This is a genomic window from Streptomyces noursei, from assembly GCF_016917755.1.
Lineage (GTDB): Bacteria > Actinomycetota > Actinomycetes > Streptomycetales > Streptomycetaceae > Streptomyces > Streptomyces yunnanensis.
In genome coordinates, this window is sequence record NZ_CP070326.1 from 9,283,105 (window position 1) to 9,307,941 (window position 24,837).

A 24,837-nucleotide genomic window follows, 5' to 3' on the forward strand; every position below is an offset into this window, starting at 1 on the left:
CGACCCGGCCCGGTAGGCGACCGACCCGGTGGGGCGGCGGATCGGCCTCGGCAGCCGATCCGCCGGCCGGCCCGCCCTCCCGGGACCGTCAGTGGTCGTAAACCGTCACGGCAACCCCGCGGCCGATCAGCCGCTGGGTTATCAGCGGCTCCACCCGGGACCACTTCCCGCCCGCCAACCCGCAGCCGATCCGCGGCATATGGACCGAGGCACCCAGCTCCAGCGCCTTGTCCGCGACCCGGCCGAGCCCGGCCGCTATCGCCTCGTACCGCACCGGCACACCCTTGCTGCCGGTCCTCGTCCCCCGTTGCCCGACGACATTGGCCACCCACAGATGCTCATCGACCGACACGAACTGGACGGCGCCCAGCCCGAAGTCGTTGCGCGCCCGCTCGCGGTGCCAGCGGCGGTAGGCCCGCTCAGGCTCCGGCCAGCGGCGGGAGAGGGCGAGCACGAAGCCCTTGCCCCAGCCCCCGAGGTCGTTGCAGACGTGCACGATCATTTTGACGCCCTTGCCCTGAGGCGCGGTGGCATCACCCTTGAGGTAGGTGACGGCGGCGTCGATCCCCGTTTTCTCAGCCATGACCCCACGGTAAGGGCGACCACTGACAACGGGCCCGGACGCACGAGGGCGGCCGCGGCGACCCTCCGGTCCTCCGCGGCCGCCCTCCACTGTGCGGGCGTGCGTCCTCGCCTGGACTACTCGGCGAGTTCGCGCTCCTCGGCGATCCGGCGGACCCGTCCGCGGACCGCGAACCAGCCGCCGACCAGCGCCGCGGCGAGCACCGGGATCAGCAGCACGGTCTGCCGGCCGACGCCGTCGTCGAACCACATCAGCACGATGACGCCGAGCAGGAAGACGATGGTGGCGATGTCGGTGACCGGCGTGCCCGGCAGGCGGAAGCGCGGGCGCTCGACCAGGCCCTCCTTGGCGCGGCGGACGAACACCATGTGACAGACCATGATCGTGCACCAGGTGCTGATGATGCCCAGCGCCGCAATGTTGATCACGATCTCGAACGCCTTGCCCGGCAGCCAGTAGTTGAGCCCGACACCGAGCACACACACCGCGGAGGTGAGCATGATGCCGCCGTACGGCACCTGGTTGCGGTTCATCCGCCCGGCGAACTTCGGCGCGGAGCCCGCCATGGACATCGAGCGCAGGATGCGGCCGGTGGAGTACAGCCCGGAGTTCAGGCTGGACATCGCCGCGGTGAGCACGACGAGGTTCATCACGTCACCGGCGTGCGGGATGCCGACGTGGGACAGCACGGTGACGAAGGGGCTCTCGTTGGCGCTGAACATGTTCCACGGCAGCAGCATGGCCAGCAGGATCACCGAGCCGACGTAGAAGATGCCGACCCGCCACATGATCGAGTTCACGGCCTTGGGCACGACCTTGTGCGGCTCGCTGGTCTCACCTGCGGTGACGCCGACCAGTTCGACGGCGGAGTAGGCGAACACGACGCCCTGGAGCACGATCACCACGGGGAGCAGACCGGTCGGGAAGATACCGCCGTGGTCGGTGATCAGGTTCAGGCCCGGAGTGTGCCCGTCGACGGGGTGGTGAGTGGCCAGCAGGAAGATCCCGATGAACATGAAGACGACCAGCGCCGCGACCTTGATGATCGCGAACCAGAACTCCATCTCACCGAAGATCTTCACCGAGATCAGGTTGATCGAGAGCACCACCGCCAGCGCGATCATCGCCATCACCCACTGCGGGATGCTGGTGAACATGCTCCAGTAGTGGGTGTACAGGGCGATCGCGGTGATGTCGGCGATACCGGTCGTGGACCAGTTGACGACGTACATCCAGCCGGCGACGTAGGCGCCCTTCTCCCCCAGGAACTCCCGCGCGTAGGAGACGAACGAGCCGGACGACGGGCGGTGTACGACGAGTTCGCCGAGCGCTCGGACGACGAAGAAGGCGAACAGACCACAGACCGCGTAGGCGACGGCCAGAGCGGGACCGGCGGAGTGCAGTCGACCACCCGCGCCCAGGAAGAGGCCGGTGCCGATCGCGCCGCCGATGGCGATCATGTTGATGTGCCGGCCCTTGAGGCCCTTGCTGTATCCGGCGTCCCCCGCATCCTGCCGGACCCCGCTCCCCCCGTCCGATGGCCGCTGGGCTTCATCCACGACGGTTTCTGTGCTCACTACTGGTATCTCACTTTCGGAGCGCTTTGCCATGGCCGGTACCGCGGATTGCGCGAACGGCCAGTCGCACACCTTCCACGAGTTGCGCCGCCCCGTCTGTGTGCGAGATCACATGGCGTACATTCGCTCCAGGATTCGTCCGTATTTGTGGCGAATAACACCGCGCCGGAGTTTCAGCGACGGCGTTAGTTCGCCAGATTCCGGAGCCCATTCCTCGCCCAGCAAGGAAAACCGCTTGATCTGTTCCGTGCGATTCAGCCGACTGTTGGCCGCCGCCACACCCCGTTCGACCTCGGCACGGACGGCCGGATGCCGGGCCAGTTCCGCAAGGCTCCCCGCGATGCCGTGCCGGGCCGCCCAGGCCGGAGCCAGCTCCGGATCCAGCACCAGCAGCGCCACCAGGTACGACCGGCCGTCGCCGTGCACCAGGGCCTGCCCGACGAGTGGATGCTCCTTGAGGGCGTTCTCGACCAGCGCCGGCGAGACGTTCTTGCCGGTCGACGTCACGATCATTTCCTTCTTGCGGTCGGTCAGCCAGAGGAAGCCGTCCGCGTCGATCCGTCCGATGTCGCCGGTGCGGAACCAGCCGTCCGCGCCGGTGGCCGGCTCCACCGTCCCGTCGGCCCGGAGGTACCCGGCACACACCGTCCGGCCGCGCACCTCGATCTCGCCGTCCGCGGCCGTACGCACCTCCAGCCCGGCCAGCGGCCGACCCACCGAGCCCAGCCGGAAGCCGCCGGGACCGTTGGTCGTGGCCACCCCCACCGTCTCGGTCAGCCCCCACGCGTCCATGATCACGATGCCGAATCCGGCCCAGAACCGCACCACCTCCGGCGGCATCGGCGCGGAGGCGCTCGCCGTCCACACCAGCCGGTCGAAGCCGGCCGCCGCCAGCAGCGGGTCCAGCACCTGCGCCTTCGCGGTGGCGTACGCCGCCGCCAGCGCGGCGGGCGGCTGCTGCCCGCGCTCCCGGTGGGCGACGTGGGCGCGGGCGGTCTCGGCCGCCGCCGCCACGGCCTGCCGGCGCTCGGCGGGAAGCTCCGCCAGCGCGGCCCGGACGGCCGCCGCCAGCTTCTCCCACACCCGCGGCACCCCGAAGAACTGCGCCGGCCGCAGCTCACGGGCGGTCGGCGCGACGGCCGCCGGATCCGCGCACAGGTAGACGTGCGAGGCCCGGAAGACCGGCAGGTAGAGGCCCAGCATCCGCTCGGCGATGTGCGCGAAGGGCAGGTAGCACAGGTGCGCGGCGTGGTCCGGCAGCTCGACGACGCCGTCCAGCGCCACCGCGTTCAGCAGCACATGGCGGTGGCTGACCACCACCCCCTTGGGGTCACCGGTCGTGCCGGAGGTATAGACCACGGTGAGGGTGTCGCCGGCGTCGCCCTGCCGCCAGGCGGCCTCGAACTCCCCGGGGTCGTACGCCTCGGCGCCACGGGCCGCCACCGCGGCGAAGCTCTCGTACCGGTCCGCCGCCCCGCGACCGGGGGCCGGCGGACCGTCCGCCGGTTCGACGACCACCAGCCGCTCCAGCCGCGCCGCCGCATCGTCGAGCAGCGGCTCCCAGCGCGCCCGCTCCCGGGGGCCCTCCACCACGGCCAGGCGGGCCCGGCTGTGCCGGGCGATATGCGCGATCTGGCCCGGTGCGGCGGTGCCGTAGACCGTGACGGGCACCGCGCCCAGATGCACCAGGGCGAGGTCGCCGAGCCAGTGCTCGGGGCGGTTGCCCATCATGAGCAGGACGATCTCCCCGCGGCGGACGCCGAGTGCCCGGAACCCGGCTGCCAGTTCACCGATCCGGCGGCGGGCCGCCGCCCAACTGAGCGTCCGCCAACCGCCGTCCGGGCCGCGCCAGGACAGGGCCGGCCGTGCGCCGTGGTCCTCGGCGTTGCGCAACAACAGGGCGGGCAGCGTGAGTTCGCCCGGCTCGCCGGGCATACGCAGGAGCGTGGTCATGGCGGCCTCCCGAGGGTGTGGGCCTGAACTGCGGACCGTACGGAGGACCCAGGCCCTACCCGAAGGGGGCCCGGCTGCGCGCTGAGCGGTGAAGAAGGTTTCACAGGTCTGGTGAGACAGCAATACTGTTGAACATGATGGAGTCCGCCCCCGGCCTGACCGTCGACGAGCTCGCCGCCCGCGCCGGCGTCACGGTCCGCACGATCCGCTTCTACAGCACCCGCGGCCTGCTGCCGCCGCCCGAGATCGGCCCGCGGCGGGTCGGCCGCTACGGCCCGGACCACCTCTCGCGGCTCGCGCTCATCGAGGAACTCCAGCACCAGGGCCTGACCCTGTCCGCCATCGAACGCTACCTGGCGCAGCTGCCGCCCGATCTCAGCGCCCAGGACCTGGCCATCCACCGCGCCCTGGTGGCGAGCTGGATCCCGGACCAGGCGGAGGACGCCACCCGGGACCAGCTGGAGCGACGGGTCGGCCGGCAGCTCACCGAGGAGGACCTCGACCGACTGGCCGCGATGAACGTCCTGGTGCGCACCGAGGATCCGGAGGTCTTCCGGGTCGATCCGGGGCTGCTGCACCTGGGGACGCGGCTGCTCGACGTACCGATCGCGCTGGAGACGATCCTGGCGGCGCGCACCGTCGTCATCGAGCACACCCGCTCGGCGGCCCGGGAGCTCGGCCGGCTGTTCAAGGACGAGGTATGGGAGCCGTACCGGGACGGCGGGCCGGACGCGGAGGAGATGGCGCGGATGAAGTCGCTGTCGGCCCATATGCAGCCGATGGTGGTGCAGGCACTGGTCACCGCCTTCCAACGATCGATGAAGGAAGAGCTGCGGGAGTGGCTCGGCAAGGGCACCCCCGAGGGCCGGGCGGAACGCGGCGGCCGGGACGAACGCGGCGGCGCGGACGCGGGGTGACGGGGGCGGGCCGCGACGGCCCGCCCCCGCACACGCTCAGTCGCTGAACTTCTCGCCCCGCTCGGCCTTTTCGACCAGCAGCGCGGAGGGCGCGAACCGGTCGCCGTAGGCCGCCTGGAGCTCCCGGGCACGGGCCACGAACCCGGGCAGACCGACGAGCTCCTCCTGCCCTGGCCCACCCTGGTAGCCGTTGATGTACTGGAGCACACCGCCGGTCCAACCGGGGAAGCCGATGCCGAAGATGGAGCCGATGTTGGCGTCGGCGACGGACGTCAGCACCCCCTCCTCCAGGCAGCGGACGGTGTCCAGCGCCTCGGAGAACAGCATCCGCTCCTGCATGTCCCGGAACGGGATGACGGCGCCCTCCCGCTGGAAGTGCTCGCGCAGCCCCGGCCACAGGCCGACCCGCTTGCCGTCGTCGCCGTACGCGTAGAAGCCCGCGCCGCCGCTGCGACCGGGGCGCCCGAACTCGTCCACCATGCGGTCGATGACGGCGTCGGCCGGGTGCGGCTGCCAGGTGCCGCCGGCCTCCTCCACGGCGCGCCTGGCCTCGTTGCGGATCTTGCGCGGGAGGGTGAGGGTGAGCTCGTCCATCAGGGACAGCACCTTGGCCGGGTAGCCGGCCTGGGCCGCGGCCTGTTCGACCGAGGCCGGGTCGAGGCCCTCGCCGATCATCGCCACGCCCTCGTTGATGAAGTGGCCGATGACACGGGAGGTGAAGAAGCCGCGCGAGTCGTTGACGACGATCGGGGTCTTCTTGATCTGGCGCACCAGGTCGAAGGCGCGGGCCAGCGCCTCGTCACCGGTCCGCTCGCCCTTGATGATCTCCACCAGCGGCATCTTGTCGACCGGCGAGAAGAAGTGCAGGCCGATGAAGTCGGCGTCCCGCTCGACGCCTTCGGCCAGTAGCGTGATGGGCAGGGTGGAGGTGTTGGAGCACAGCAGCGCGTCGGGCCCGACGATGTGCTGGATCTCCTTGAACACCTTGTGCTTGAGGGCTACGTCCTCGAAGACCGCCTCGATCACCGCGTCGCAGCCGGCGAGGTCGGCGGGCTCGGCGGTGGGGGTGATCCGGGCCAGCAGCTCGTCGCGCTGCGCCTCGGTGGTCCGCCCCTTGGCCAGCGCTTTGGCGAGCAGCCCCTCGGAGTACTCCTTGCCCCGCTCGGCCGCCTCCGGGGTGATGTCCTTGAGGACGACCTCGATGCCCGCCCTGGCACAGGCGTAGGCGATGCCCGCGCCCATCATGCCGGCGCCGAGGACGCCGACCTTCCGGACCGTGCGCGGCTCGACGCCCTTGGGGCGGTTGGCACCGGAGTTGACGGCCTGGAGGTCGAAGAAGAACGCCTGGATCATGTTCTTGGAGACCTGGCCGGTGACCAGCTCGACGAAGTAGCGCGCCTCGATGGTCTGCGCGGTCTCGAAGTCGACCTGGGAGCCCTCGACGGCCGCGGCGAGGATGTTGCGCGGCGCCGGGTAGGGCGCGCCGTTGAGCTGCTTCTTGAGGTTGGCGGGGAACGCCGGGAGGTTGGCGGCGAACTTCGGGTGGGCCGGGGTGCCACCGGGGATCTTGTAGCCCTTGACGTCCCACGGCTGCTGGGACTCGGGGTGGGCGTCGATGAACTCCCGCGCCTTGACGAGCAGTTCCTCGGGGGTCGCGGCGACCTCGTGGATCAGCCCGTTGTCCTTGGCGCGGGTGGCGTTGTACTGGGTGCCCTGGAGGAGCACCTTCAGCAGCGCGTCGGTGATGCCCAGCAGCCGGACCGTGCGGGTGACGCCGCCGCCGGCGGGCAGCAGGCCGAGGGTGACCTCGGGCAGGCCGATCTTGGTGCCGGGGGCGTCCAGGGCGACACGGTGGTGGCAGGCCAGGGCGATCTCGTAACCACCGCCCAGCGCGGCGCCGTTGATGGCGGCGACGACAGGCTTGCCGAGCGTCTCGATCCGCCGCAGGTCGCGCTTGATGCCGTTGCCCGCCTCGAACGCCTGCTGCGCCTGGGCGGGGGTGACGGCGATCAGGTCGCGCAGGTCGCCGCCGGCGAAGAAGGTCTTCTTGGCGGAGGTGAAGATGATGCCGCGGACCCCGTCCTTCTCGGCCTCCAGGCGGTCGGCGACCGCGGTGAGGGAGGTCTTGAAGGCGTTGTTCATGGTGTTGGCGGACTGGTCGGGGTCGTCCAGGACCAGGGTGACGACGCCGGTCTCGTCCTGCTCCCAGCGAATGGTGGTGGATTCACTCATGGTTGGTACTCCGTGGTGGGCGGGACGAGGGGGTCAGAGACGCTCGACGACGGTGGCGACGCCCATGCCGCCGCCGACGCAGAGGGTGGCGAGGCCGTAGCGCTTGTCCTGCCGCTCCAGCTCGTCGACGAGGGTGCCGAGGATCATCGCGCCGGTGGCGCCGAGGGGGTGGCCCAGGGCGATGGCGCCGCCGTTGACGTTGACCTTGTCCAGGCTGAGGCCCATGTCCTTGACGAAGCGCAGGACGACCGCGGCGAACGCCTCGTTGATCTCGACCAGGTCGATGTCGTCGACGGTCAGACCGGCCTTGGCCAGGGCCTTGCGGCTGGCGGGCGCGGGGCCGGTGAGCATGATCGTCGGCTCGGAGCCGGAGACCGCGGCGGAGACGATGCGGGCCCGCGGGGTCAGGCCGTAGCGCTCGCCGACCTCCTTGGAGCCGATGGCGACCAGTGCGGCGCCGTCCACGATGCCGGAGGAGTTGCCGGCGTGGTGGACGTGGTCGATCTTCTCGACCCAGTGGTACTTCTGGAGGGCGACTGCGTCGAAGCCGCCGGCCTCGCCGATGGTGGCGAAGGACGGCTTCAGGCCGGCCAGCGAGTCGGCGGTGGTGCCGGGGCGCAGGTGTTCGTCGTGATCGAGGACGACCAGGCCGTTGCGGTCCCGGACGGGGACGACGGAGCGCTCGAAGCGACCGTCCTTCCAGGCCGCGGCGGCCCGCTCCTGGGAGAGCGCGGCGTACTCGTCGACATCGCGACGGCGATAGCCCTCGATGGTGGCGATGAGGTCGGCGCTGATGCCCTGCGGGACGAAGCCGGTATCGAAGTTGGTCATCGGGTCGGCGAACCAGGCACCGCCGTCGGAGGCCATCGGGACCCGCGACATCGACTCGACGCCGCCGGCCAGGACCAGGTCCTCCCAGCCCGAACGGACCTTGGCCGCCGCCATGTTGACGGCTTCGAGTCCGGAGGCGCAGAAGCGGTTCTCCTGTACGCCGGCGACGGTGTCGGGCAGGCCGGCGGCGATCGCGGCGATCCGGGCGATGTCGGAGCCCTGGTCGCCGACCGGTCCGACGACGCCCAGCACGATGTCGTCGATCGCGGCCGGGTCCAGGTCGGGGAAGCGCCGCCGCACCTCGTGGATCAGGCCGACGACCAGGTCGATCGGCTTGGTGCCGTGCAGCGCGCCATTGGCCTTGCCGCGGCCGCGGGGGGTGCGGACCGCGTCGTACACATACGCTTCGGTGCTCACTGAAAAGCCTTTCTTCGCGGCCCAGGGTCGGGGGCCCGCGGGGTCAGCCGCTGATGTCATGCTTCGGGACGGCACAGTCGGGGAGGGTCAGCCGAGCAGGGAGCGGCCGATGATCTCCTTCATGATCTCGGTCGTCCCTCCGTAGATGGTCTGGATGCGGCCGTCGATGAAGGCCCGGGCGACGGGGAATTCGGCCATGTAGCCGTATCCGCCGTGGAGTTGGAGGCAGCGGTCGGCAACCCGCTTCTGCAGCTCGGTGGCCCACCACTTGGCCATGGAGGCGTGCACGGCGTCGAGGGTGCCGTCGGAGTGGTCGGCGATGCAGCGGTCGAGGAAGGTTCGGGTGACCGCGCACTCGGTGGCCATCTCGGCTATCTCGAACCGGATGTGCTGGAGCTTGGCGAGCGGCCGGCCGAACGCCTCGCGCTCCTTGACGTAGCCGGTGGTGATCTCCAGCAGGTGCTCGGCGGCGGCGATCCCGGCGATCGCTATCGCCATCCGCTCCTGGGCGAGATTGGTCATCAGGTGCACGAAGGCACCGTTGAGCTCACCGAGGAGGTTCTCCTTGGGCACCCGCACGTCGTTGAAGAACAGTTCGGCGGTGTCCTGCGACTTCTGGCCGATCTTGTCGAGGTTTCGGCCCCGCTCGAAGCCGGCCATCCCGCGCTCGACGACCAGCAGGCTCAGGCCGTGCGCGCCGCCCTCGGGGGTGGTCTTGGCGACGACGATCACGAGGTCGGCGAGGATGCCGTTGGAGATGAAGGTCTTGGAGCCGTTGAGGACCCAGTGGTCGCCGCGGTCCTCGGCGGCGGTGCGGATGCCCTGGAGGTCGGAGCCGGCGCCGGGCTCGGTCATCGCGATGGCGGTGATGGTCTCGCCGGTGCAGAAGCCGGGCAGCCAGCGGCGCTTCTGCTCCTCGGTGGCGAGCGAGGTCAGGTAGGGACCGATGATGTCGTTGTGCAGTCCGATGGCGAAGCCCGGGGTGCCGGCGCGGGTGAACTCCTCGGCCAGGACGGCGCTGTAGCGGAAGTCGGTGGTGCCCCCGCCACCGTGTTCCTCGGGCACGGCCAGGCCCAGCAGTCCCTGCCGGCCGGCCGCCCGCCAGGCGTCCCGGCTGACGATGCCGTCCTTCTCCCACTTGTCGTAGTGCGGCGTCACCTCCTTGGCGAGGAAGGTGCGCACCGTCTCGCGGAAGGCGTCGTGGTCCTCGGTGAAGATCTGGCGCTTCACTCTGCTGTCCCTTCGGGGATGGTCCTGGGTGGTCGGCGGGGCTGCTCGGGCGGGGGTCCGGGGTCCCCCGGTGGGCGCTTCCTCGTGCCCGGTCCCCTCAGAGCCGGCTCGTGACGGTCTCGCCGAGCGCGGCGGGATCGGGGCCTATGGGCCGGACGTTGAACGTCGTCACGCCGGCCTCCCGGCACACGGCGAGCGTCCCCCCGGCCTTCGTCCGAGAGGACGCCCATGCAGCCGTAGGCGGCGAGGTCGTGGTGGACGTGCTTCCCCGTCGTGCCCATGCCGCCGGCGACGGTCTGCGGCGGCCGAGCACGGGGGTGCGTCCGGCGCGTCCGAGGGCGGCGGCCCCTTCGGCGGCGCGACGCGGATCGGTCACGTACCGGAGGGTGGCGGAGAGCTCCATCAGTGGGCCGCCTCCTTCCGCTCGGTGCGGCGCGGGCCGTCGGCCGGTGCGGCGAGGCCGGGCACGCGCCAGTCGCGGGCGACCTCTTCGGTGTCCGCTCCGGGCCGGGCGGGAGGTCTGCGGACCGTCCCGGGGGTGGCCGAGAAGCGGGGCGCGGGGGCGGGTTGGGTGAGGCCGGCGTGCTCGGTGAAGGTGCCGCGGGCGGCGAGGTGCGGGTGCGCCGGGGCCTCGCGCAGGGAGAGCACGGGTGCCACGCAGGCGTCGGAGTCCTGGAAGACGGCGGTCCACTCGTCCCGGGTACGGGTCCGGAACCGGGCGGCGATGGCGGTGCGGAGCTGCTCCCAGGCGGCGAGGTCGTCCCGGCCGGGGACCTCGTCCGCGATGCCGAGCAGCCGGATGAACTCGGCGTAGAACCGCTGTTCCAGCGCGCCGACGGCCATGTACCCGCCGTCGGCGGTCTCGTAGGCGCCGTAGAACGGTGTGCCGCCGTCGAGGAGGTTGGCGCCCCGCCGGTCCTGCCAGCCGCCGGCCGCCAGCATGCCGTGGATCATCGCCGTCAGATGGGCCGTGCCGTCGACGATCGCGGCGTCCACGACCTGGCCCGCTCCGCCCTCGGTGCGGGCGTGCTGGAGGGCCGCGAGGACCCCGATGACGAGGTACAGGGAGCCGCCGGCGTAGTCGCCGAGCAGATTGGCGGGGATGGCGGGCGGGCCGTCGGGCGGGCCGATCATGCCGAGGGCGCCGGTGATGGCGATGTAGCCGATGTCGTGCCCGGCGGTGCCGGACAGCGGGCCTTCCTGCCCCCAGCCGGTCATCCGGCCGTAGACCAGGCGGGGGTTGCGCGCCAGGCAGGGCTCGGGCCCGACGCCCAGTCGTTCGGCCACGCCGGGGCGGTATCCCTCGATCAGGACGTCGGCACGCTCGGCCAGGTCGAGGACCTGCGCCACCCCGGTGGGCTGCTTCAGATCCACCAGCACCGAACGCTTGTTGCGGTTGGTGATGTCGGATGCCGGATCGATGCCCAGTCCGGCGCCTCCGGGGCGGTCGACCCGGACGACGTCGGCACCGAGGTCGGCGAGCAGCATGGCGGCGAACGGGCCGGGGCCGATGCCCGCGAGCTCCACCACCCGCACCCCGCTCAGCGGGCCGTTCCCTGACTGCGTCATCGCGCCCCATGCCTTCCGCACTGTGACACTTCTGATGTAACACTCGTGATGTTAAGAACGTGTTCCACTTTCCACAAGCCCCCCTGTGCCAAGTGGCCGTCAAGACAAAAGGCCCGCGTCGGCGATGCTCAACTGCCCTCGCCGTCACGGACCTTCGCGCGCCTGCTGCTGCGCCTAATTCCCGCCGAGCCGGTCGATGAGCCGCTCGGGCGCTATGCAGCGGCGGGGCGCGACCGCGCGCACCGGTGCCGTCATCGGCCCTGCCGCCTTCGCCATGCCGTCCTCCACGTCCACTCCCCCGTCCGGCACCGCCCGCGGCGCCTCCGGCGGGCCGCGCACCGCCCGCGCCACCCATCGCCCTCAACGCTAACCGCGACCACCGACAACGGCCCGCGGAGCGTCGGACACCGGTCCGGCGGAGGGACAATGCCGTCATGTCACACCTCGCCGCCGCATTATTCGACGTCCGCGCCGGCCAAGGGCTGCGGCAGTTCGCCGAGCTGGCCATCGCCCTGCTGCTGTCCTCGCTGATCGGGTTGGAGCGGGAGGCCCGGCAGAAGAGCGCCGGGCTGCGCACCCACACCCTCGTCGGGGTCGGCAGCGCCCTGTTCATGGAAGTGTCGATCCACGGCTTCGGCTCGCTGCTGGGCACGGACGGCGTGGCGCTGGATCCCTCCCGGGTCGCCGCGCAGGTCGTCTCCGGCATCGGCTTCATCGGCGGTGGGCTGATCTTCGTGCGACGGGACGCGGTCCGGGGGCTGACGACGGCCGCGACCATCTGGCTGACCTGCGCCATCGGGATGGCCTGCGGCGGTGGGCTGCCGCTGCTCGCGATCGGCGCCACGGCGGTGCACTTCCTGATCGTGCGCGGCTTCGCGAAGGTCTCGGAACGGATCGCCTCGGGACCCGTCTTCGACCGGGTCGAACTCCGCCTCGCCTACCAGGCGCAACACGGACTGCTGGGACGAATATTGGAGCTGTGCACCGGGAGCGGGTTCCGGGTCACCGACGTCCAGGTGGAGACCGGCCAGGAGGACGGCCACCCGGCGGCCGAGGTGCTGCTCCGTCTGGAGGGCAACGGTTCCGCGCATCCTCTAGTGGAGGCGCTGACGGAACTGGAGGGCGTCCGTGGCGTGGCGCTGGGGCGGCGCACCGACAGTACGGAGTGAACCCGGCCGTGTCCGCGTACGGCGGCAGCTGCCACCGCCGTCGGACGCCGCGTTCCCCGCCCCTCGTTACACCGCACCGGGCGACGCCGCTCCACGGGCGGCATCCGGCCCGCCGGCCCCGCCCGCGCCCACGCCGCGCTCCGGACCCGACGTGAGCAGGTCGCCGGGCATCTGACGGTCCACCAGCCGCGCCAGCCGCCGCGGGACATCGCCGCCCACCAGGACGACGACCAGGAGCGTCAGCCCGAAGGTGAGGACCGCCAGCGCCCGCCCCAGGGACATCCCCCGGGCGAGCTGCGCCCCGAGGACCGGCGCCACCGCGCCACCCAGCGCCCCCACGTTGTAGACGAAGCCCAGCGACGCGGCACGGGCCCCGGTCGGAAAGTGCCCCGCGATGTACTTGGGCAGGATCCCGGAGATGCCCTGCCCCAACGCCAGCAGCATGAAGATCAGCACCCCCAGCCCCACCAGACTCCCGCGCACCGCGAACACCGGGAAGACGAACGCCAGCGAGGCCAGCAGGGTGTAGGCGTAGGCGCGCCGGGTCCCGAGCAGGTCGCCGGTGAACCCGGCCAGCCAGCAGCCGGCCATGGTGCCGAACCCCGCGAAGAACATCACGTGGCCGACCTGCGCGGGCGTGTATCCCAGATCGGACTTGAGGTAGGTGGGCAGCAGCGCCTGTACCGGCCAGCTGTAGAGGAAGGCGCAGAACACCGTCACCATCAGGGAGACGTACAGCAACCAGCCGCGACGCCCGCCCAGTTGTGCGGCGAAGGCCACCAGGCACAGCGCGGCGACCGTGGCCGACCAGGGTACGAACCCCGCGCCGAGCGGGGTGAAGGCGCAGAACAGCGCGGCCGAGGCGAGCGCCGCCAGCACGACGTTGGCCCGGCGCCGCAGACCGCCGGTGAACAACGGCCGGAACGGACTTGGGCATTCCGGGCGCCGCGCCCCGGGTCCTGCCCCGGCGGCGCCGATCTCGGTGTGCCAGTCCCCCGCCTCCGGCAGCGAGCGGCGCATCCACAGGGCGACGAGGACGGGCAGCACCCCGATCCAGAACATCCAGCGCCAGCCCCACCGGGGCACCACCCAGGCATAGAGCTGGGCCGCGAGGACCGTACCGCCCGCATAGCCGGAGATCAGGAATCCGGAGGCCCGGTTGCGCAGTCGGGTCGGCCAGCTCTCCAGGACGTAGGTCACGCTGGTGCTGTACTCCCCCGCCATGCCCACCCCGATCACCAGGCGGGCGACGAACAGGCTGGTGTAGTCCCAGGCGAACCCGCAGGCGAAGGTGGCGAGCGAGTAGAGGACGATGCTGGCGATCATGGCCGTTCGCCGGCCGTGGCGGTCGCCGAGCGACCCCAGGAGCGCGCCGCCCAGCCAGCGGGTGATGAAGGCGGCGGAGACGAGGGAGGCGGCGGTCGCGGTGTCCAGGCGGAAGCCGTCGGCGATCTCGGTCAGCACGAGCGTGATCAGCACGAAGTCGAAGCCGTCCAGGAGATAGCCGAGCCAGGCGGCGGACAGCGCTTTCCACTGGTGCGGGGCGACCTCGCGGTACCAGGGGCGGCGCGGCGACCGGTCGGGGATCTGCGCGGGGTGCATCATCGCGGGAACCGCCTTCCTCCAGCAGCGACCCGGTCCACCCGTCACGCTTACCCGGTCAAACCGGACATCGGACGTCCCCTCTCCCGCACGAATCTGGACCTGCTCCCCCTCCGCGTCAAGACGGGACGCACCAGGCCGCTCCTCGGGGCCGGCAACCCCACCACCCCACCCGTTCGTTGACGTACGGTCGACAACTCCCTAAGGTCCGGACCCCGGACCAGAGAGGACGCAGATGCCACGGCAGGACACCCCAGGGCGGGACCACGACCTCGTCCTGTACGGAGCGACCGGATTCGTCGGCGCGCTCACCGCGGAGTACCTGGCCCGGCACGCCCCCGAGGGCTGCCGCTGGGCGCTCGCCGGACGCAGCACCGCCAAACTGGAGCGGCTGCGCGACCGGCTGACGGCCGTCAACCCGGCCTGCGCGGACCTCCCGCTGCTCCGGGCCGACAGCGCCGACCCGGATTCGCTGCGCGCCCTCGCCGCCGGCACCCGGGTCCTGGCCACCACCGTCGGGCCCTATCTGGTGCACGGGGAGCCGCTGGTCGCGGCCTGCGCGGCGGCCGGCACCGACTACCTGGACCTCACCGGCGAGGCGGAGTTCGTCGACCGGATGTACCTGCGGCACGACGCCACCGCCCGCGCCTCCGGGGCCCGTCTCGTCCACGCCTGCGGCTTCGACTCCGTCCCGTACGACCTGGGCGTGCACTACACGGTGGGGCTGCTCCCCAAGGACGTCCCCGTGCGCATCGACGGCTTCGTGCGGACCAACGGCCAATTCTCCGGCGGGACCCTGGCCTCGGCACTGACCGCGGCCTCCCGCCCGGCCGCCATGGCCCGGGCCGCCCGGGCCCGCCTTCGAGCCGAACCGCGGCCCGCCGGCCGTTCCGTGCGCGCGCCGTTCGGCCCGCCCGTCCACAGCCGCGAGACCCGTACCTGGGGCGTCCCCCTGCCCACCCTGGACCCGCAGATCGTCGCCCGCTCCGCCGCCGCCCTCGACCACTACGGCCCCGACTTCCGGTACCGGCACTACGCGGGGGTGCGCCGGCTGCCGACGGTGGTGGCCGGCGTGGTGGGCGCGGGGGCGCTGGCCGTGCTCGCCCAGGTACCGCCCGTCCGACGTTGGTTGTCGGGCCGGCTCCAACCGGGCGACGGGCCGAGCCAGGAGCGGCGGGCGCGGAGTTGGTTCAAGGTGCGGTTCGTGGCCTCGGGCGGCGATGTGCACCTGGTCACCGAGGTCGCGGGCGACGACCCCGGCTACGACGAGACCGCCAAGATGCTCGCCGAGGCGGCGCTCAGCCTGGCCTTCGACGACCTCCCCGAGACCGCGGGCCAGGTGACGACGGCCGTGGCCATGGGGGACGCGCTGATCCGGCGCCTTCGGGATGCCGGGATCACGTTCCGGGTGGTCAGCCGGTAGCCGAGGCGGCGGTCAGACGTTCGCCAGGGCCTTGCGGCACAGTGAGTCGGCGGCCCGGGTCGTCTCCGGAAGGCGGTATCTGGCCGCCAGTTGGAGCGTGTGCGCGCAGGCCCGGTCGAGGTCGACCCGGTGGCCCACCGACACGAAGACGGGTTTGACGCCCCGTTGGGTGCGCAGGGCACGTCCCACCTCTTCGGGCTCGCCGCCCGCCGCCCGGTCGTCCCACAGCGGCGAGGTGGCGCCGCGCTCCGGCCCCGGCGCCTGGTAGGAGAAGGTGAAGGGAGTCTTGGCGACCCCGATGGTGGGCAGTCCGGTCAGCACCCCGAGGTGACTGGCGAGGCCGAAGCGCCGCGGATGGGCGAGCCCGTAGCCGTCGCAGACCACCAGGTCGGGAATACGGGCCAGCCGGTCCAGCGCGTCCAGGACCGTGGGAATCTCCCGGAAGGCGAGCAGCCCGGGGATGTAGGGGAAGGGGACCGGGCCGACGGCGGTGGCCTCGTCGACGACCGCGAGGGTGCGGGCGTCCAGGGCGACGGCGGCCGCGACGACCACGTCCCGCTCGTCGTCGTAGGCGACGTCCACGCCGACCACGGTGCCCTCGAAGCCCGGTTCCGGGCCGGCCTCGTCGAGTCGTACGTGGGCGCGCAGCCGGTCCTGGACCGCGCGGGCCCCGGCCTCGTCCGCGGGCCAGTGCCGTAGTTCGTCGGCGCGGGAGATGATTCCGGAAGTGTCCATGGTGCCCGCAACGCTACCGAACCGCCGACCGGGTGCGACGGCCGCGTACCGGCCCCGGCCGACCGCCACCCCCTCCTCTATATTGCAGCCATGTTCATCTTGGAGCTGACCTACACCGCGCCGCTCGACCGGATCGACGCCGCTCTCTCGGACCACGTGGCGTGGCTGGAGCAGGGGTATGCCGCCGGGCACTTCATCGCGTCCGGCCGGAAGGACCCGCGCGACGGGGGCGTGATCATCGCCGCCGGGATCGACCGGGCGACCGCCGAGAAGCTCGCGGCCGAGGACCCGTTCGTCCGCGAGGGGGTCTGCGAGTACCGGATCACCGAGTTCGTGGCGACGAAGACCGCGCCGGCCCTGGCGGAATACCGGGAGCAGCTCCCCTCCTGAACCCCTCGCACCGTGGCCCGGCCCGCTGGACGTACCCGGTGGGCCGGGCTTCGTGTTGGTGTATCAGGAGGGCGAGGCCGGGGACGCGGCCGAACCGCCGAGCGGCCCGGCGCCGACCGGGCCGGGCTCGGGTGCGGTGGGCCAGCGACCGCCGTTGCGCCAGTAATCCTGGATCTCCTCCAGTTGACGCCCCTTGGTCTCGGGAGCGGTGACGGCGGCGAACGCCAGGGCGCAGAGCGCGAGCACGCCCAGGCCCGCGAAGGTCGCGGCGGCACCGGCCTTGGCCATCAGCGACGGGAAGAACTGGGCGATCACGAGGTTGGCGACCAGGTCGGCGGTGAGCATCACCGATGCCCCCGTGGAGCGCAGCTGGGCCGGGAACGCCTCGCTCGCATAGACCCAGATCAGCGATCCGAAGCCGAAGTTGAAGGCGGCGGTGAACAGGAGGATCGCGGCGAAGCCCACCCAGGTGGTGGCGCCGTGCAGTTTTCCCGCACTGAAGACGACGGTCAGCACCGCGAGCATCACCGCCATCGTGCCGATCCCGGTGAGCAGCACCACCCGGCGGCCGAGGCGATCGATGATGAGGATGGCCAGCACGGCGGCGACCAGGGAGGCGAGTTCGACGAAGGACGGCAGCAGGAAATTCTGGCCGTTGCCGGTGAACCCCATCTCTTCGAAGATCTGCGGGCTGTAGTACGTCACGGCGTTGATGCCGGTGATCTGGCAGAAGAATCCGAGGCCGACCACGAAGACCGCGGCGCGGGCATACGGCTTGCGCAGCAGCGAGCGCACCGAGCCGCCGCTCTCCTCGGTCAGTGCGGCGCGCACCGCGGCGACCTCGGCGTGCGGGTCGGCGTCCGGGTCGGTCGCCGCCATGACCTCGACGGCCCGTTCGGTGCGCCCCTTGAGGACGTACCAGCGGGGGGTGTCCGGCAGGCGGAGCAGCGGGATCACGACGAGGGCCGCGGGGATCGCGGAGAGGCCGAGCATCCAGCGCCAGTGACCGCCGCCGGACAGGCCCCAGTTGACGAAGTACGTGAGGACGATGCCCACGACGGTGGCCACCTGGTAGGCGGCGACGGAGGCACCGCGGATACGGGCCGGGGTCGATTCGGCGACATAGAGCGGCGCCGCCACGATCGAGATGCCGATGGCGACACCCAGCAGGAAGCGGACCGCGTCGAGCACTTCGACGTTGGGGGCGACCGCGGACAGCGCGACGAAGACCGCGTACGAGCAGGCGACGATCAGCATCGCGGCCCTGCGACCCAGCGCGTCGGCGAGTTTGCCGCCGATCAGCGCGCCCAGGATCGATCCGAATACCAGGATGCTGTTGACCAGCCCCTTCTCGGTCTCGGTGAGGTCGAAGTCCTTGCTGAGGAAGACCAGGGCGCCGGAGATGCTGCCGGTGTCGTAGCCGTAGATGACGCCGACGACGGCGCCGGTGAGGGCGAACAGCCGGCCGGCGCGGCGTGGCATCGGCGGCGACGGGCGCGGTGCGGAGAGCGGGGCAGTGGACATGGGGAGTCCTTTGTGCGACGGAGCGTCATTGCTGCGTAACGGCATGGCGGGCACCTGGGCGCCGCGCCCTCAGCCATGACCGGACCCGTGCCGGGATGACTGATCTTGCGAATATCAGGCACCTTTCACACAGATGTCAACAGCCACTTACCCGTTTTTCGCTTCACTCCACGTCCACTTCACGCCATGCCACTCCCCCACCTGGCGCGGTACCGCCACGCACCCCGTCTACCGCGATCACCCGCACGAGGGATGGAACGCGTGCGCGAAGATGCGTAAAGTCGCCTCTAGCGAAGCAGAAAGTTGCAGCCTGGCTGCAATCGATCAGCAACCATCGATCACGCACCACGGGAGGGTGTCCATGAGCGGGACGTCGTACATGGAGCAGGAGCTGCGCAGCCAGCCGGAGACCTGGCGGGAGGCCGCGCGGATCGGCGCCGCCGACGGGCCGCTGCCCAAGGCCGGTCAACGCGTGGCCGTCGTCGGCTGCGGCACGTCGTGGTTCATGGCGCAGTCCTACGCGGCCCTGCGCGAGGGCGCGGGGCTGGGCGTGACGGACCCCTTCCCGGCCTCGGAGACATTCCTCGGCGACGGCCGCGGATATGACACGGTGCTGGCGATCACCCGCTCGGGGACGACGACCGAGGTGCTGCGGGTGCTGGAGGCGGTCAAGGGGCGGATCCCCACGGTGACGGTGCTCGGCGATACCGAGACCCCGGCGGTCGAGCTGTCCGACGAGACGGTCGCGCTGCCGTTCGCCGACGAGCGGTCGGTGGTGCAGACCCGCTTCGCGACCACGGCACTGACGCTGCTGCGCGCGCACCTGGGAGAGGACGTCGCCCGGGCGGTCGGCGACGCCGAGGAGGCACTGGCGACGCCGATCGAGCAGGAGTGGGTGGACGCCGAACAGTTCGCGTTCCTCGGCAGCGGCTGGACGTACGGCCTGGCCAATGAGGCGGCGCTCAAGATGCGGGAGGCGTCGCAGAGTTGGACGGAGTCCTACCCCGCGATGGAGTACCGCCACGGCCCGATCTCGATAGCCGCTCCCGGCCGGGTGACCTGGCTCTTCGGCCGGGCACCGGAGGGACTGGAGGCGGAGGTGACCCGGACCGGAGCGCGCTTCGTCTGCCATGCCCGGGATCCGCTGGCCGACCTGGTGCTGGTGCAGCGCGTCGCCCTGGAGCGGGCCCGCGCCCGGGGCCTGGACCCGGACAACCCCCGCAGCCTGACCCGCTCGGTGATGCTCCAGGAACCCGCCACGTCCTAGCCACGGACCCCGGCGCCGCGGGCCCGCGCCCCTCCCCCATCCCGCCGTTCACCATGCACCGATCACCGTTCACCCATCGCTCTTCACCGGTCGCCGTCAACTCACCCCTTCCGCAAGGGAGTCAGGACACATGCCCCTCGTCCCCACCGCGTCGATCGTCGATGCCGCGCGCGAAGCGCGGGTCGGCGCCGCGGCCTTCAACGTCATCCATCTGGAAACCGCCGAGGCGCTGGTCGCCGCCGCCGAGCGCACCGGCATCCCACTGATCCTGCAGATCAGCGAGAACTGCATCCGCTATCACGGCAGCCTGCTCCCCCTCACCAGGGCCACGCTCGCCCTCGCCGAGGGATCCACGGCCCGGATCGCGGTCCACCTCGACCACATCACCGACGCGGAGCTGGTCCACCAGGGCATCGGCGCCGGGGTGGGCTCGGTCATGGTGGACGCCTCCGCCCTCCCCTACGAGCAGAACGTCGCCACCACGGCCGCGCTCACCGCCTGGTGCCATGAGCGCGGCGCCTACGTCGAGGCGGAACTCGGCGAGGTCGGCGGGAAGGACGGCGTCCATGCGCCGGGAGCCCGTACGGATCCCGCGGAAGCCCTGGCCTTCGTCCGGGCCACGAGAGTGGACGCCCTCGCCGTCGCCGTCGGTTCCTCCCACGCGATGCGCGAGCGCACCGCCGAGTTGGACAAGGAGCTGATCGCGGCGCTGCGCACGACGCTGCCGGTGCCGCTGGTCCTGCACGGCTCCTCCGGGGTGCCGGACGACGAGCTCCGTCGGGCCATCGCCGCGGGCATGACGAAGATCAACATCTCCACCCATCTGGTTTCCGTCTTCACCGGCTCGATACGGCGGACGCTGGATGCAGACCCGGGGCTGGTCGACTCCCGGAAGTACCTCAAGCCGGCCCGGGAAGCGGTGGCCCAGGAAGCCGCCCGACTGCTGGAGGTCCTGAACACCCCGGTGACCGTCCCCGCCCTACGGACCGCGGAGGCGACGGTGCGGAGCTGAGCCCCCGGCCCTCGGCCGGCCGGGCGCCCCACCGCTCGGCGGCCTTGGCCGGACGCCCCGACTGGCCAGCGGGCCGGTCCCGGCTCCGGGCCCGCACGGCGCATGAGGGGAGCGCGCAGAGACCAGGAAGTGGAGGTGAGCGGGTGGGCGGAAATGTGCGGGTGGACCTGAGCGGAGGGAGGTGAGCGAGCACGGCTGGAGGTGGGCGAGTGGGCCCGGGCCGGGGAGCACTGCCTGCGGGAAAACGAATTAGGCTCGCGCCATGAAGCGCCATGAACGAATGAACGCACTGCTCGAGCTGCTCGGGGATCGGGGCCGGGTGGATGTCGAGGAGGCGGCGGCCGAGCTGGAGGTCTCGGCCGCCACGATGCGGCGCGACATGGATGCCCTCGCCGAGCAGCAGTTGCTGGTCCGCACCCGGGGTGGGGCGGTGCTGAGCTCGGTGGCCTACGACCTTCCCATCCGGTACAAGCAGGGACACCGTTCGACGGAGAAGGAGGCGGTGGCGAAGGCGGCCGCGCGGCTGGTGGAGCGCGGGGACGTGGTCGGGCTGAGCGGCGGGACGACGACCACGGCGATCGCGCGGGTGCTCGCCACCCGGACGGACTTCGCCGAGACGGGTCCGCAACCGGACCTCACCATCGTCACCAACTCGCTGAACATCGCCAATGAGCTGGCCGTCCGGCCGCAGATCAAGATCGTGCTCACGGGCGGCGTGGCGCACTCCCGTTCCTATGAACTGGTGGGGCCGTTCAGCGAGTTGGTGCTCCAGCAGATCTCCATCGACATTGCGTTCATCGGGGCCAACGGCGTGGATCCGGTGATGGGGGCCACCGTGCACGACGAAGCGGAAGCCCGGATCAACCGGCTCATGGCCGAGCGCGCCCGGCGGGCCGTGGTCGTCGCGGACTCGTCGAAGATCGGTGAGCGGTGCTTCGCCAGGGTCGGTGACGCGGATGTCTTCGACACCCTCATCACCGACGCTGCGGTGGCGGAGGAGACCCGCAGGGAGTTCGCGGAGCGCGGGCTGAAGGTGGTGGCGGCCCGCCCGTCCGCGAGCGACTGACCGCGGCGTGCCGGCAGCCGTCGGGCGCCGGCGCGTCACCGGACCGGGTCACCGGACCGGGTCACCGGACCGGGTCACCGGACCGGGTCACCATCACCAGGTCGCGTCATCAGGCCGGGGCACCAGGCCCGGTCACCAGGTCGCGCCGTCGGACCTGTGCCACCACGTCGCTTCACCAGACCGCCGCACCAGGCCGCTTCACCAGGCCGTGTCGCCGCGGAGGATGGCGTCGGCGCCGCCGTCGGCGAAGAGGATCTGGCCGGTGACGTGGGTGTTGTCCGGGGAGGCGAGCCAGGCCAGGAGGGGGGCGATCTGCTCGGGGCGGGCGTGGCCGTGCAGCGGCATCGGCACGCTGGCGTCCACGACCTCGCGCATCGCCGCGTCACCGAGCATCGGTGCGGTCATCGGCGTGACGACCGTGCCGGGAGCGACGGCGTTGAGCGGGATGCCGGCGCCCGCCCAGTCGTCGGTGATGGCGGTGCGGCGCAGCCAGCGGGCGATGGCGTGCTTGGAGGAGCCGTAGACGGTGTGGCCCTCGCCCCGGTCGATGGCGGCCTGGGCGGCGGCGACGGCTGCGTCCTCGTCACCGGCCAGCGCGGCGTCGACGATGGCCGGGTCCGGCGGGTGGACGGCGGCGACGGAGGAGACGAGGACGGCGCGGGGATCGCTGCCCGCGGCGAGCAGAGGTCGCAGTCCCTCAAGGGTGGCGACCACGCCGAAATAGTTGACCTGGAGGGTGAGGGGGCGGAAGTGGGCGAGTCCGGCACAGGCGATCACGGCGTCCAGCCGTCCGCCGGTCAACTCGTCGGCACGCTCGGCCAGTTCGGTGCGGCCGGCGGGGGTGGCGAGATCGGCCGTGATCTCGGTGCCCTGGAGATCGGCGCCGAGCACGGCGTGGCCGCCGCCGCGGAGCCGGGCCGCGGTGGCCCGGCCTATGCCGGAGGCGGCGCCGGTGACGAGGTAGGTGCGGCGGGGCATGGGCGGCTCCTTCGGTCCCTCATGCGTGGACCGTCAAGAGCGGTCCGTCGTGTGCGGACGTTCACCTTCGGGCTCCCACCTTCGGGCAATCGCCTTCGGGCCATCACCCTCGGACGTTGGCCGTCGGGCTCTCGCCGTCGGACCCTGGCGTTCGGGCTCGCGGCGGTGGACTCGCGTCTTCGAGCCCGCTCCCTCGGGGGTGTGGCGTCGGACTCGTGCGGGTGGGCGGGCCATCGTGCGGGGGGCGGTGCGGACGGGACGGGCGGAGTGCGGCAGGTGGAGCGGGAGCGGGGCCAACATAGCTTTTTTGACATGACGTGCCAAGGAGCTTGTTCGTGACAATATGTGGAGCCGGGCAGCGGGCCGGAGCAAGTGGCCACGGGGAGCGGGCAGGACGGAGGGGCGGATGACGACAGTGCGGGGCAGACCCTCGTTGACGGAGCGGCGGCGGCAGGAGACCCGCATGGAGATCGCTGAGACCGCGGCCGCCCTCTTCTCCGAGCGCGGGTACGAGGCGACGACCGTCGAGGACATCGCGTCGGCGGCGGGCATTTCACTGCGCACCTTCTACCGCTACTGCGCGGCCAAGGAGGACGCACTCACACCGGTGCTGACCTCCAGCGTGGGGGTGCTCGTCGAGCAGCTCGCCGGCCGGCCCGTGGACGAGCCGCTGACCAGCGCGGTACGGGCCGCGTTCGACGCCCCGGCGTCGGCGCAGCGGCTGGCCGACCCGGACAAGGCCCGGCGGCTGATCCGCGTCATGGGCAGCGTGCCGGCGATCCGGACGCGATGGCTGGCCGCGGGGCGCGACATGCAGGACCAGCTGGTCCCGGTGCTCGCGGCGCGCACCGGGGCCACCGAGCACAGCATGGAAGTCCGGCTGCTGGCCTGCGCGTTGATCGATGCGCTCTCGGTCGCCATGGAGCACTGGGCATGGCGGGACGAGCCCGCCGATGTGGCAGAACTCACACGACGGGCCCTGGCCTATCTACGGGTGGACGAGCTCCAGGCAGCGGCCAGGGGCTGAAATCCAGGGGGCGGGTGTGGAGAATGGGGCGGGGCCGAGGAAGGCCCGCAAGCAACGACAGCCGCGCGGCGAGCGTCGCGAAGAAGACCGCGGGCGCGCTGGGCGGGGCGATCGACCGGTCGCCGGACGAGGACCGGTCGACGGACCGCCACCGCGCCGTGAACGGGGGAAAGCAGATGCGGAAGATCATGTCGATAGCAGTGGCGGGTGCGGTGGCGGGCGCCTCGTTGACACTGGCCACGGCGACACAGGCGGCGGCCGACCAGGTGCCGCGGTGCGTGAAGGTGCGCAAGTTCTTCAGCCAGGGCGGGCAGCGGTACGTCCGGTTGACGAACCTGTGCGCCCAGCGGCCGGCCTGCTACACCATCGTCGTCCCGCACCAGGCGGATCCGCAGGGCCGGCTCCCCAAGGGCGTGACGAAGGACGTGCAGTACGGCACGACCGCCGGGCCGCGGGCCCTGTACGTCAAGAACGTGGCCTGCTGACGGGCGGCGCTCGCGGATCCACGGGGCGTGCGGCAGGCGTCGGGCGTCCCGTCCGGCGTCAGGACGGGAGTGCGATGCCGTCCAGCACCATGGCCAGGTATTGGCGGGCGATCTCCTCGGGGCTGTGCCGGCCCTCCGGTCGGTACCAGCTCGCGGCGACCCAGACCGTGTCGCGGAGGAAGCGGTAGGCCAGCCGGAGGTCGAGGTCGGCGCGGAAGACGCCCTCGGCCACGCCGCGCTCCAGCGTGCCGAGCCAGGCCCGCTCGAACTTCCGCCGGGATTCGGTGAGATAGCCGAAGCGCGGCTGGGTGGCGAGGTACCGGGCCTCCTTCTGGTAGATCGCGACCGCGGCACGGTGCCGGTCGATCTCCCGGAAGGACTCGGTGACCAGCGCCTCGATGGTCTCCCGCGGCCCCAGGCCCGCCTCCAGCACCGCGTCGTAACCCGCCCACAGCTCGTCCAGGAACGCCGCGAGGATCTCGTCGACCATCGATTCCTTGGAATCGAAGTGGTAGTAGAGGCTGCCCGCCAGCATCCCGGCCGCGTCCGCGATCTGCCGGACCGTGGTCGCGTTGTAGCCCTGCGCGGCGAACACCTCCGCCGCGGTGTCCAGGAGTTCGCGCCGGCGGTCCGGTGAGGCGGGCGCGGGGGTCGGCTCCGCCTTCCCCTCGCCCTTGGGGCTCGTCGCGCGCCCCGCGCTGCGTGCGCCCTGTGCGCTCTTCGCACCCTTGGTGATCGCAGGGCCCTTGGTGTCTTTGGCGTTCTTGGCGGTTGGCACGTGGACATTGTCGCGTGCCGGCGGGGTGATCCGACCCATAAGTTTTACGAGTAAAACACCTGCTAATGTTTT

The 24,837-nt window shown here is 71.7% G+C and carries 23 protein-coding genes; 9 read left to right on the forward strand and 14 right to left on the reverse strand.

Features of this window, described 5'->3' with window-relative positions; genetic code table 11:
* Positions 1–88: 88 nt before the first annotated feature.
* The 3 genes from JNO44_RS40395 to JNO44_RS40405 all read right to left on the reverse strand — a co-directional run bounded on the left by JNO44_RS40395 (position 89) and on the right by JNO44_RS40405 (position 4,113).
* On the reverse strand, positions 89–583 hold the full coding sequence (locus tag JNO44_RS40395) for a macro domain-containing protein (RefSeq protein WP_205368923.1): 495 nt from the start codon (positions 581–583) through the stop codon (positions 89–91).
* Between the two features lie 116 nt (positions 584–699).
* Positions 700–2,142, reverse strand: coding sequence for an amino acid permease (locus JNO44_RS40400; RefSeq protein ID WP_205368924.1), 1,443 nt, complete (start codon positions 2,140–2,142; stop codon positions 700–702).
* Between the two features lie 126 nt (positions 2,143–2,268).
* The gene (locus JNO44_RS40405; RefSeq protein ID WP_205368925.1) at positions 2,269–4,113 is read right to left on the reverse strand and encodes an AMP-dependent synthetase/ligase; all 1,845 of its coding nucleotides are present in this window, start codon (positions 4,111–4,113) and stop codon (positions 2,269–2,271) included.
* A 134-nt stretch (positions 4,114–4,247) separates the two neighbouring features.
* On the opposite strand from JNO44_RS40405, the gene JNO44_RS40410 reads away from it, so the two are divergent.
* On the forward strand, positions 4,248–5,030 hold the full coding sequence (locus JNO44_RS40410) for a MerR family transcriptional regulator (RefSeq protein ID WP_205368926.1): 783 nt from the start codon (positions 4,248–4,250) through the stop codon (positions 5,028–5,030).
* A 36-nt stretch (positions 5,031–5,066) separates the two neighbouring features.
* Here the strand turns inward: JNO44_RS40410 and JNO44_RS40415 are convergent, their stop codons facing one another.
* The 6 genes from JNO44_RS40415 to JNO44_RS40440 form a co-directional block, all read right to left on the reverse strand.
* The gene (locus JNO44_RS40415) at positions 5,067–7,262 is read right to left on the reverse strand and encodes a 3-hydroxyacyl-CoA dehydrogenase NAD-binding domain-containing protein (RefSeq protein ID WP_205368927.1); all 2,196 of its coding nucleotides are present in this window, start codon (positions 7,260–7,262) and stop codon (positions 5,067–5,069) included.
* 33 nt (positions 7,263–7,295) lie between these two features.
* Positions 7,296–8,510: an acetyl-CoA C-acetyltransferase gene (locus tag JNO44_RS40420; protein ID WP_205368928.1), complete on the reverse strand. Its 1,215-nt coding sequence runs from the start codon at positions 8,508–8,510 to the stop codon at positions 7,296–7,298.
* Positions 8,511–8,597: 87 nt separating this feature from the next.
* Complete coding sequence (locus tag JNO44_RS40425) at positions 8,598–9,740, reverse strand: acyl-CoA dehydrogenase family protein (RefSeq protein WP_205368929.1); 1,143 nt, start codon at positions 9,738–9,740, stop codon at positions 8,598–8,600.
* Positions 9,741–9,837: 97 nt separating this feature from the next.
* Complete coding sequence (locus JNO44_RS40430) at positions 9,838–10,143, reverse strand: hypothetical protein (RefSeq protein ID WP_205368930.1); 306 nt, start codon at positions 10,141–10,143, stop codon at positions 9,838–9,840.
* Positions 10,143–11,309 (reverse strand): CaiB/BaiF CoA transferase family protein, encoded by a 1,167-nt coding sequence (locus tag JNO44_RS40435; protein WP_067345178.1) that lies wholly within the window; start codon positions 11,307–11,309, stop codon positions 10,143–10,145. Before JNO44_RS40435 ends, JNO44_RS40430 begins: the two co-directional genes overlap by 1 nt.
* Positions 11,310–11,483: 174 nt before the next feature.
* Positions 11,484–11,660, reverse strand: coding sequence for a hypothetical protein (locus JNO44_RS40440; protein WP_205368931.1), 177 nt, complete (start codon positions 11,658–11,660; stop codon positions 11,484–11,486).
* Positions 11,661–11,743: 83 nt separating this feature from the next.
* Here JNO44_RS40440 and JNO44_RS40445 point away from each other — a divergent pair, with 83 nt between their 5' ends.
* Positions 11,744–12,478: an MgtC/SapB family protein gene (locus tag JNO44_RS40445; RefSeq protein ID WP_205368932.1), complete on the forward strand. Its 735-nt coding sequence runs from the start codon at positions 11,744–11,746 to the stop codon at positions 12,476–12,478.
* Positions 12,479–12,544: 66 nt separating this feature from the next.
* On the opposite strand, the gene JNO44_RS40450 is transcribed toward JNO44_RS40445, so the two are convergent.
* The gene (locus JNO44_RS40450) at positions 12,545–14,080 is read right to left on the reverse strand and encodes a sialate:H+ symport family MFS transporter (protein ID WP_205371376.1); all 1,536 of its coding nucleotides are present in this window, start codon (positions 14,078–14,080) and stop codon (positions 12,545–12,547) included.
* 235 nt (positions 14,081–14,315) lie between these two features.
* Between JNO44_RS40450 and JNO44_RS40455 the strand changes: the two genes are divergently transcribed.
* Positions 14,316–15,503, forward strand: a complete 1,188-nt coding sequence (locus JNO44_RS40455) for a saccharopine dehydrogenase family protein (RefSeq protein ID WP_205368933.1) — start codon at positions 14,316–14,318, stop codon at positions 15,501–15,503.
* Positions 15,504–15,515: 12 nt separating this feature from the next.
* On the opposite strand, the gene JNO44_RS40460 is transcribed toward JNO44_RS40455, so the two are convergent.
* Complete coding sequence (locus tag JNO44_RS40460; RefSeq protein ID WP_073448609.1) at positions 15,516–16,238, reverse strand: endonuclease V; 723 nt, start codon at positions 16,236–16,238, stop codon at positions 15,516–15,518.
* A gap of 90 nt (positions 16,239–16,328) precedes the next feature.
* Here JNO44_RS40460 and JNO44_RS40465 point away from each other — a divergent pair, with 90 nt between their 5' ends.
* Complete coding sequence (locus JNO44_RS40465) at positions 16,329–16,628, forward strand: YciI family protein (RefSeq protein ID WP_205368934.1); 300 nt, start codon at positions 16,329–16,331, stop codon at positions 16,626–16,628.
* A gap of 63 nt (positions 16,629–16,691) precedes the next feature.
* Here the strand turns inward: JNO44_RS40465 and JNO44_RS40470 are convergent, their stop codons facing one another.
* Complete coding sequence (locus JNO44_RS40470) at positions 16,692–18,152, reverse strand: sugar porter family MFS transporter (protein ID WP_205368935.1); 1,461 nt, start codon at positions 18,150–18,152, stop codon at positions 16,692–16,694.
* 361 nt (positions 18,153–18,513) lie between these two features.
* Here JNO44_RS40470 and JNO44_RS40475 point away from each other — a divergent pair, with 361 nt between their 5' ends.
* The 3 genes from JNO44_RS40475 to JNO44_RS40485 all read left to right on the forward strand — a co-directional run bounded on the left by JNO44_RS40475 (position 18,514) and on the right by JNO44_RS40485 (position 21,497).
* A complete protein-coding gene (locus JNO44_RS40475; RefSeq protein ID WP_205368936.1) occupies positions 18,514–19,419 on the forward strand; it encodes an SIS domain-containing protein in 906 nt (301 codons plus the stop codon).
* A gap of 130 nt (positions 19,420–19,549) precedes the next feature.
* Positions 19,550–20,431, forward strand: coding sequence for a class II fructose-bisphosphate aldolase (locus tag JNO44_RS40480; RefSeq protein ID WP_205368937.1), 882 nt, complete (start codon positions 19,550–19,552; stop codon positions 20,429–20,431).
* Between the two features lie 262 nt (positions 20,432–20,693).
* Complete coding sequence (locus tag JNO44_RS40485; protein ID WP_205368938.1) at positions 20,694–21,497, forward strand: DeoR/GlpR family DNA-binding transcription regulator; 804 nt, start codon at positions 20,694–20,696, stop codon at positions 21,495–21,497.
* A 198-nt stretch (positions 21,498–21,695) separates the two neighbouring features.
* Here JNO44_RS40485 and JNO44_RS40490 read toward each other — a convergent pair whose 3' ends face one another.
* Positions 21,696–22,475, reverse strand: coding sequence for an SDR family oxidoreductase (locus tag JNO44_RS40490; protein WP_205368939.1), 780 nt, complete (start codon positions 22,473–22,475; stop codon positions 21,696–21,698).
* Between the two features lie 463 nt (positions 22,476–22,938).
* Between JNO44_RS40490 and JNO44_RS40495 the strand changes: the two genes are divergently transcribed.
* Positions 22,939–23,502 carry a TetR/AcrR family transcriptional regulator gene (locus JNO44_RS40495; protein WP_205368940.1) on the forward strand — a complete coding sequence of 188 codons (564 nt, stop codon included), beginning with the start codon at positions 22,939–22,941 and terminating at the stop codon, positions 23,500–23,502.
* 23 nt (positions 23,503–23,525) lie between these two features.
* Positions 23,526–23,987: a hypothetical protein gene (locus JNO44_RS40500; protein WP_240167883.1), complete on the forward strand. Its 462-nt coding sequence runs from the start codon at positions 23,526–23,528 to the stop codon at positions 23,985–23,987.
* Between the two features lie 58 nt (positions 23,988–24,045).
* Here JNO44_RS40500 and JNO44_RS40505 read toward each other — a convergent pair whose 3' ends face one another.
* Complete coding sequence (locus JNO44_RS40505) at positions 24,046–24,804, reverse strand: TetR/AcrR family transcriptional regulator (RefSeq protein WP_205368941.1); 759 nt, start codon at positions 24,802–24,804, stop codon at positions 24,046–24,048.
* Between the last annotated feature and the right edge of the window lie 33 nt (positions 24,805–24,837).

Excerpts from the sequence above, each read along its gene's own strand:
- JNO44_RS40395 (WP_205368923.1), bottom strand. The coding sequence starts at position 583 with ATGGCTGAGAAAACGGGGATCGACGCCGCCGTCACCTACCTCAAGGGT.
- JNO44_RS40405 (WP_205368925.1), bottom strand. The coding sequence starts at position 4,113 with ATGACCACGCTCCTGCGTATGCCCGGCGAGCCGGGCGAACTCACGCTG.
- JNO44_RS40410 (WP_205368926.1), top strand. The coding sequence starts at position 4,248 with ATGATGGAGTCCGCCCCCGGCCTGACCGTCGACGAGCTCGCCGCCCGC.
- JNO44_RS40415 (WP_205368927.1), bottom strand. The coding sequence starts at position 7,262 with ATGAGTGAATCCACCACCATTCGCTGGGAGCAGGACGAGACCGGCGTC.
- JNO44_RS40430 (WP_205368930.1), bottom strand. The coding sequence starts at position 10,143 with ATGGAGCTCTCCGCCACCCTCCGGTACGTGACCGATCCGCGTCGCGCC.
- JNO44_RS40435 (WP_067345178.1), bottom strand. The coding sequence starts at position 11,309 with ATGACGCAGTCAGGGAACGGCCCGCTGAGCGGGGTGCGGGTGGTGGAG.
- JNO44_RS40445 (WP_205368932.1), top strand. The coding sequence starts at position 11,744 with ATGTCACACCTCGCCGCCGCATTATTCGACGTCCGCGCCGGCCAAGGG.
- JNO44_RS40450 (WP_205371376.1), bottom strand. The coding sequence starts at position 14,080 with ATGCACCCCGCGCAGATCCCCGACCGGTCGCCGCGCCGCCCCTGGTAC.
- JNO44_RS40455 (WP_205368933.1), top strand. The coding sequence starts at position 14,316 with ATGCCACGGCAGGACACCCCAGGGCGGGACCACGACCTCGTCCTGTAC.
- JNO44_RS40460 (WP_073448609.1), bottom strand. The coding sequence starts at position 16,238 with ATGGACACTTCCGGAATCATCTCCCGCGCCGACGAACTACGGCACTGG.
- JNO44_RS40465 (WP_205368934.1), top strand. The coding sequence starts at position 16,329 with ATGTTCATCTTGGAGCTGACCTACACCGCGCCGCTCGACCGGATCGAC.
- JNO44_RS40470 (WP_205368935.1), bottom strand. The coding sequence starts at position 18,152 with ATGTCCACTGCCCCGCTCTCCGCACCGCGCCCGTCGCCGCCGATGCCA.
- JNO44_RS40475 (WP_205368936.1), top strand. The coding sequence starts at position 18,514 with ATGAGCGGGACGTCGTACATGGAGCAGGAGCTGCGCAGCCAGCCGGAG.
- JNO44_RS40480 (WP_205368937.1), top strand. The coding sequence starts at position 19,550 with ATGCCCCTCGTCCCCACCGCGTCGATCGTCGATGCCGCGCGCGAAGCG.
- JNO44_RS40485 (WP_205368938.1), top strand. The coding sequence starts at position 20,694 with ATGAAGCGCCATGAACGAATGAACGCACTGCTCGAGCTGCTCGGGGAT.
- JNO44_RS40490 (WP_205368939.1), bottom strand. The coding sequence starts at position 22,475 with ATGCCCCGCCGCACCTACCTCGTCACCGGCGCCGCCTCCGGCATAGGC.
- JNO44_RS40495 (WP_205368940.1), top strand. The coding sequence starts at position 22,939 with ATGGAGATCGCTGAGACCGCGGCCGCCCTCTTCTCCGAGCGCGGGTAC.
- JNO44_RS40500 (WP_240167883.1), top strand. The coding sequence starts at position 23,526 with ATGGGGCGGGGCCGAGGAAGGCCCGCAAGCAACGACAGCCGCGCGGCG.
- JNO44_RS40505 (WP_205368941.1), bottom strand. The coding sequence starts at position 24,804 with ATGGGTCGGATCACCCCGCCGGCACGCGACAATGTCCACGTGCCAACC.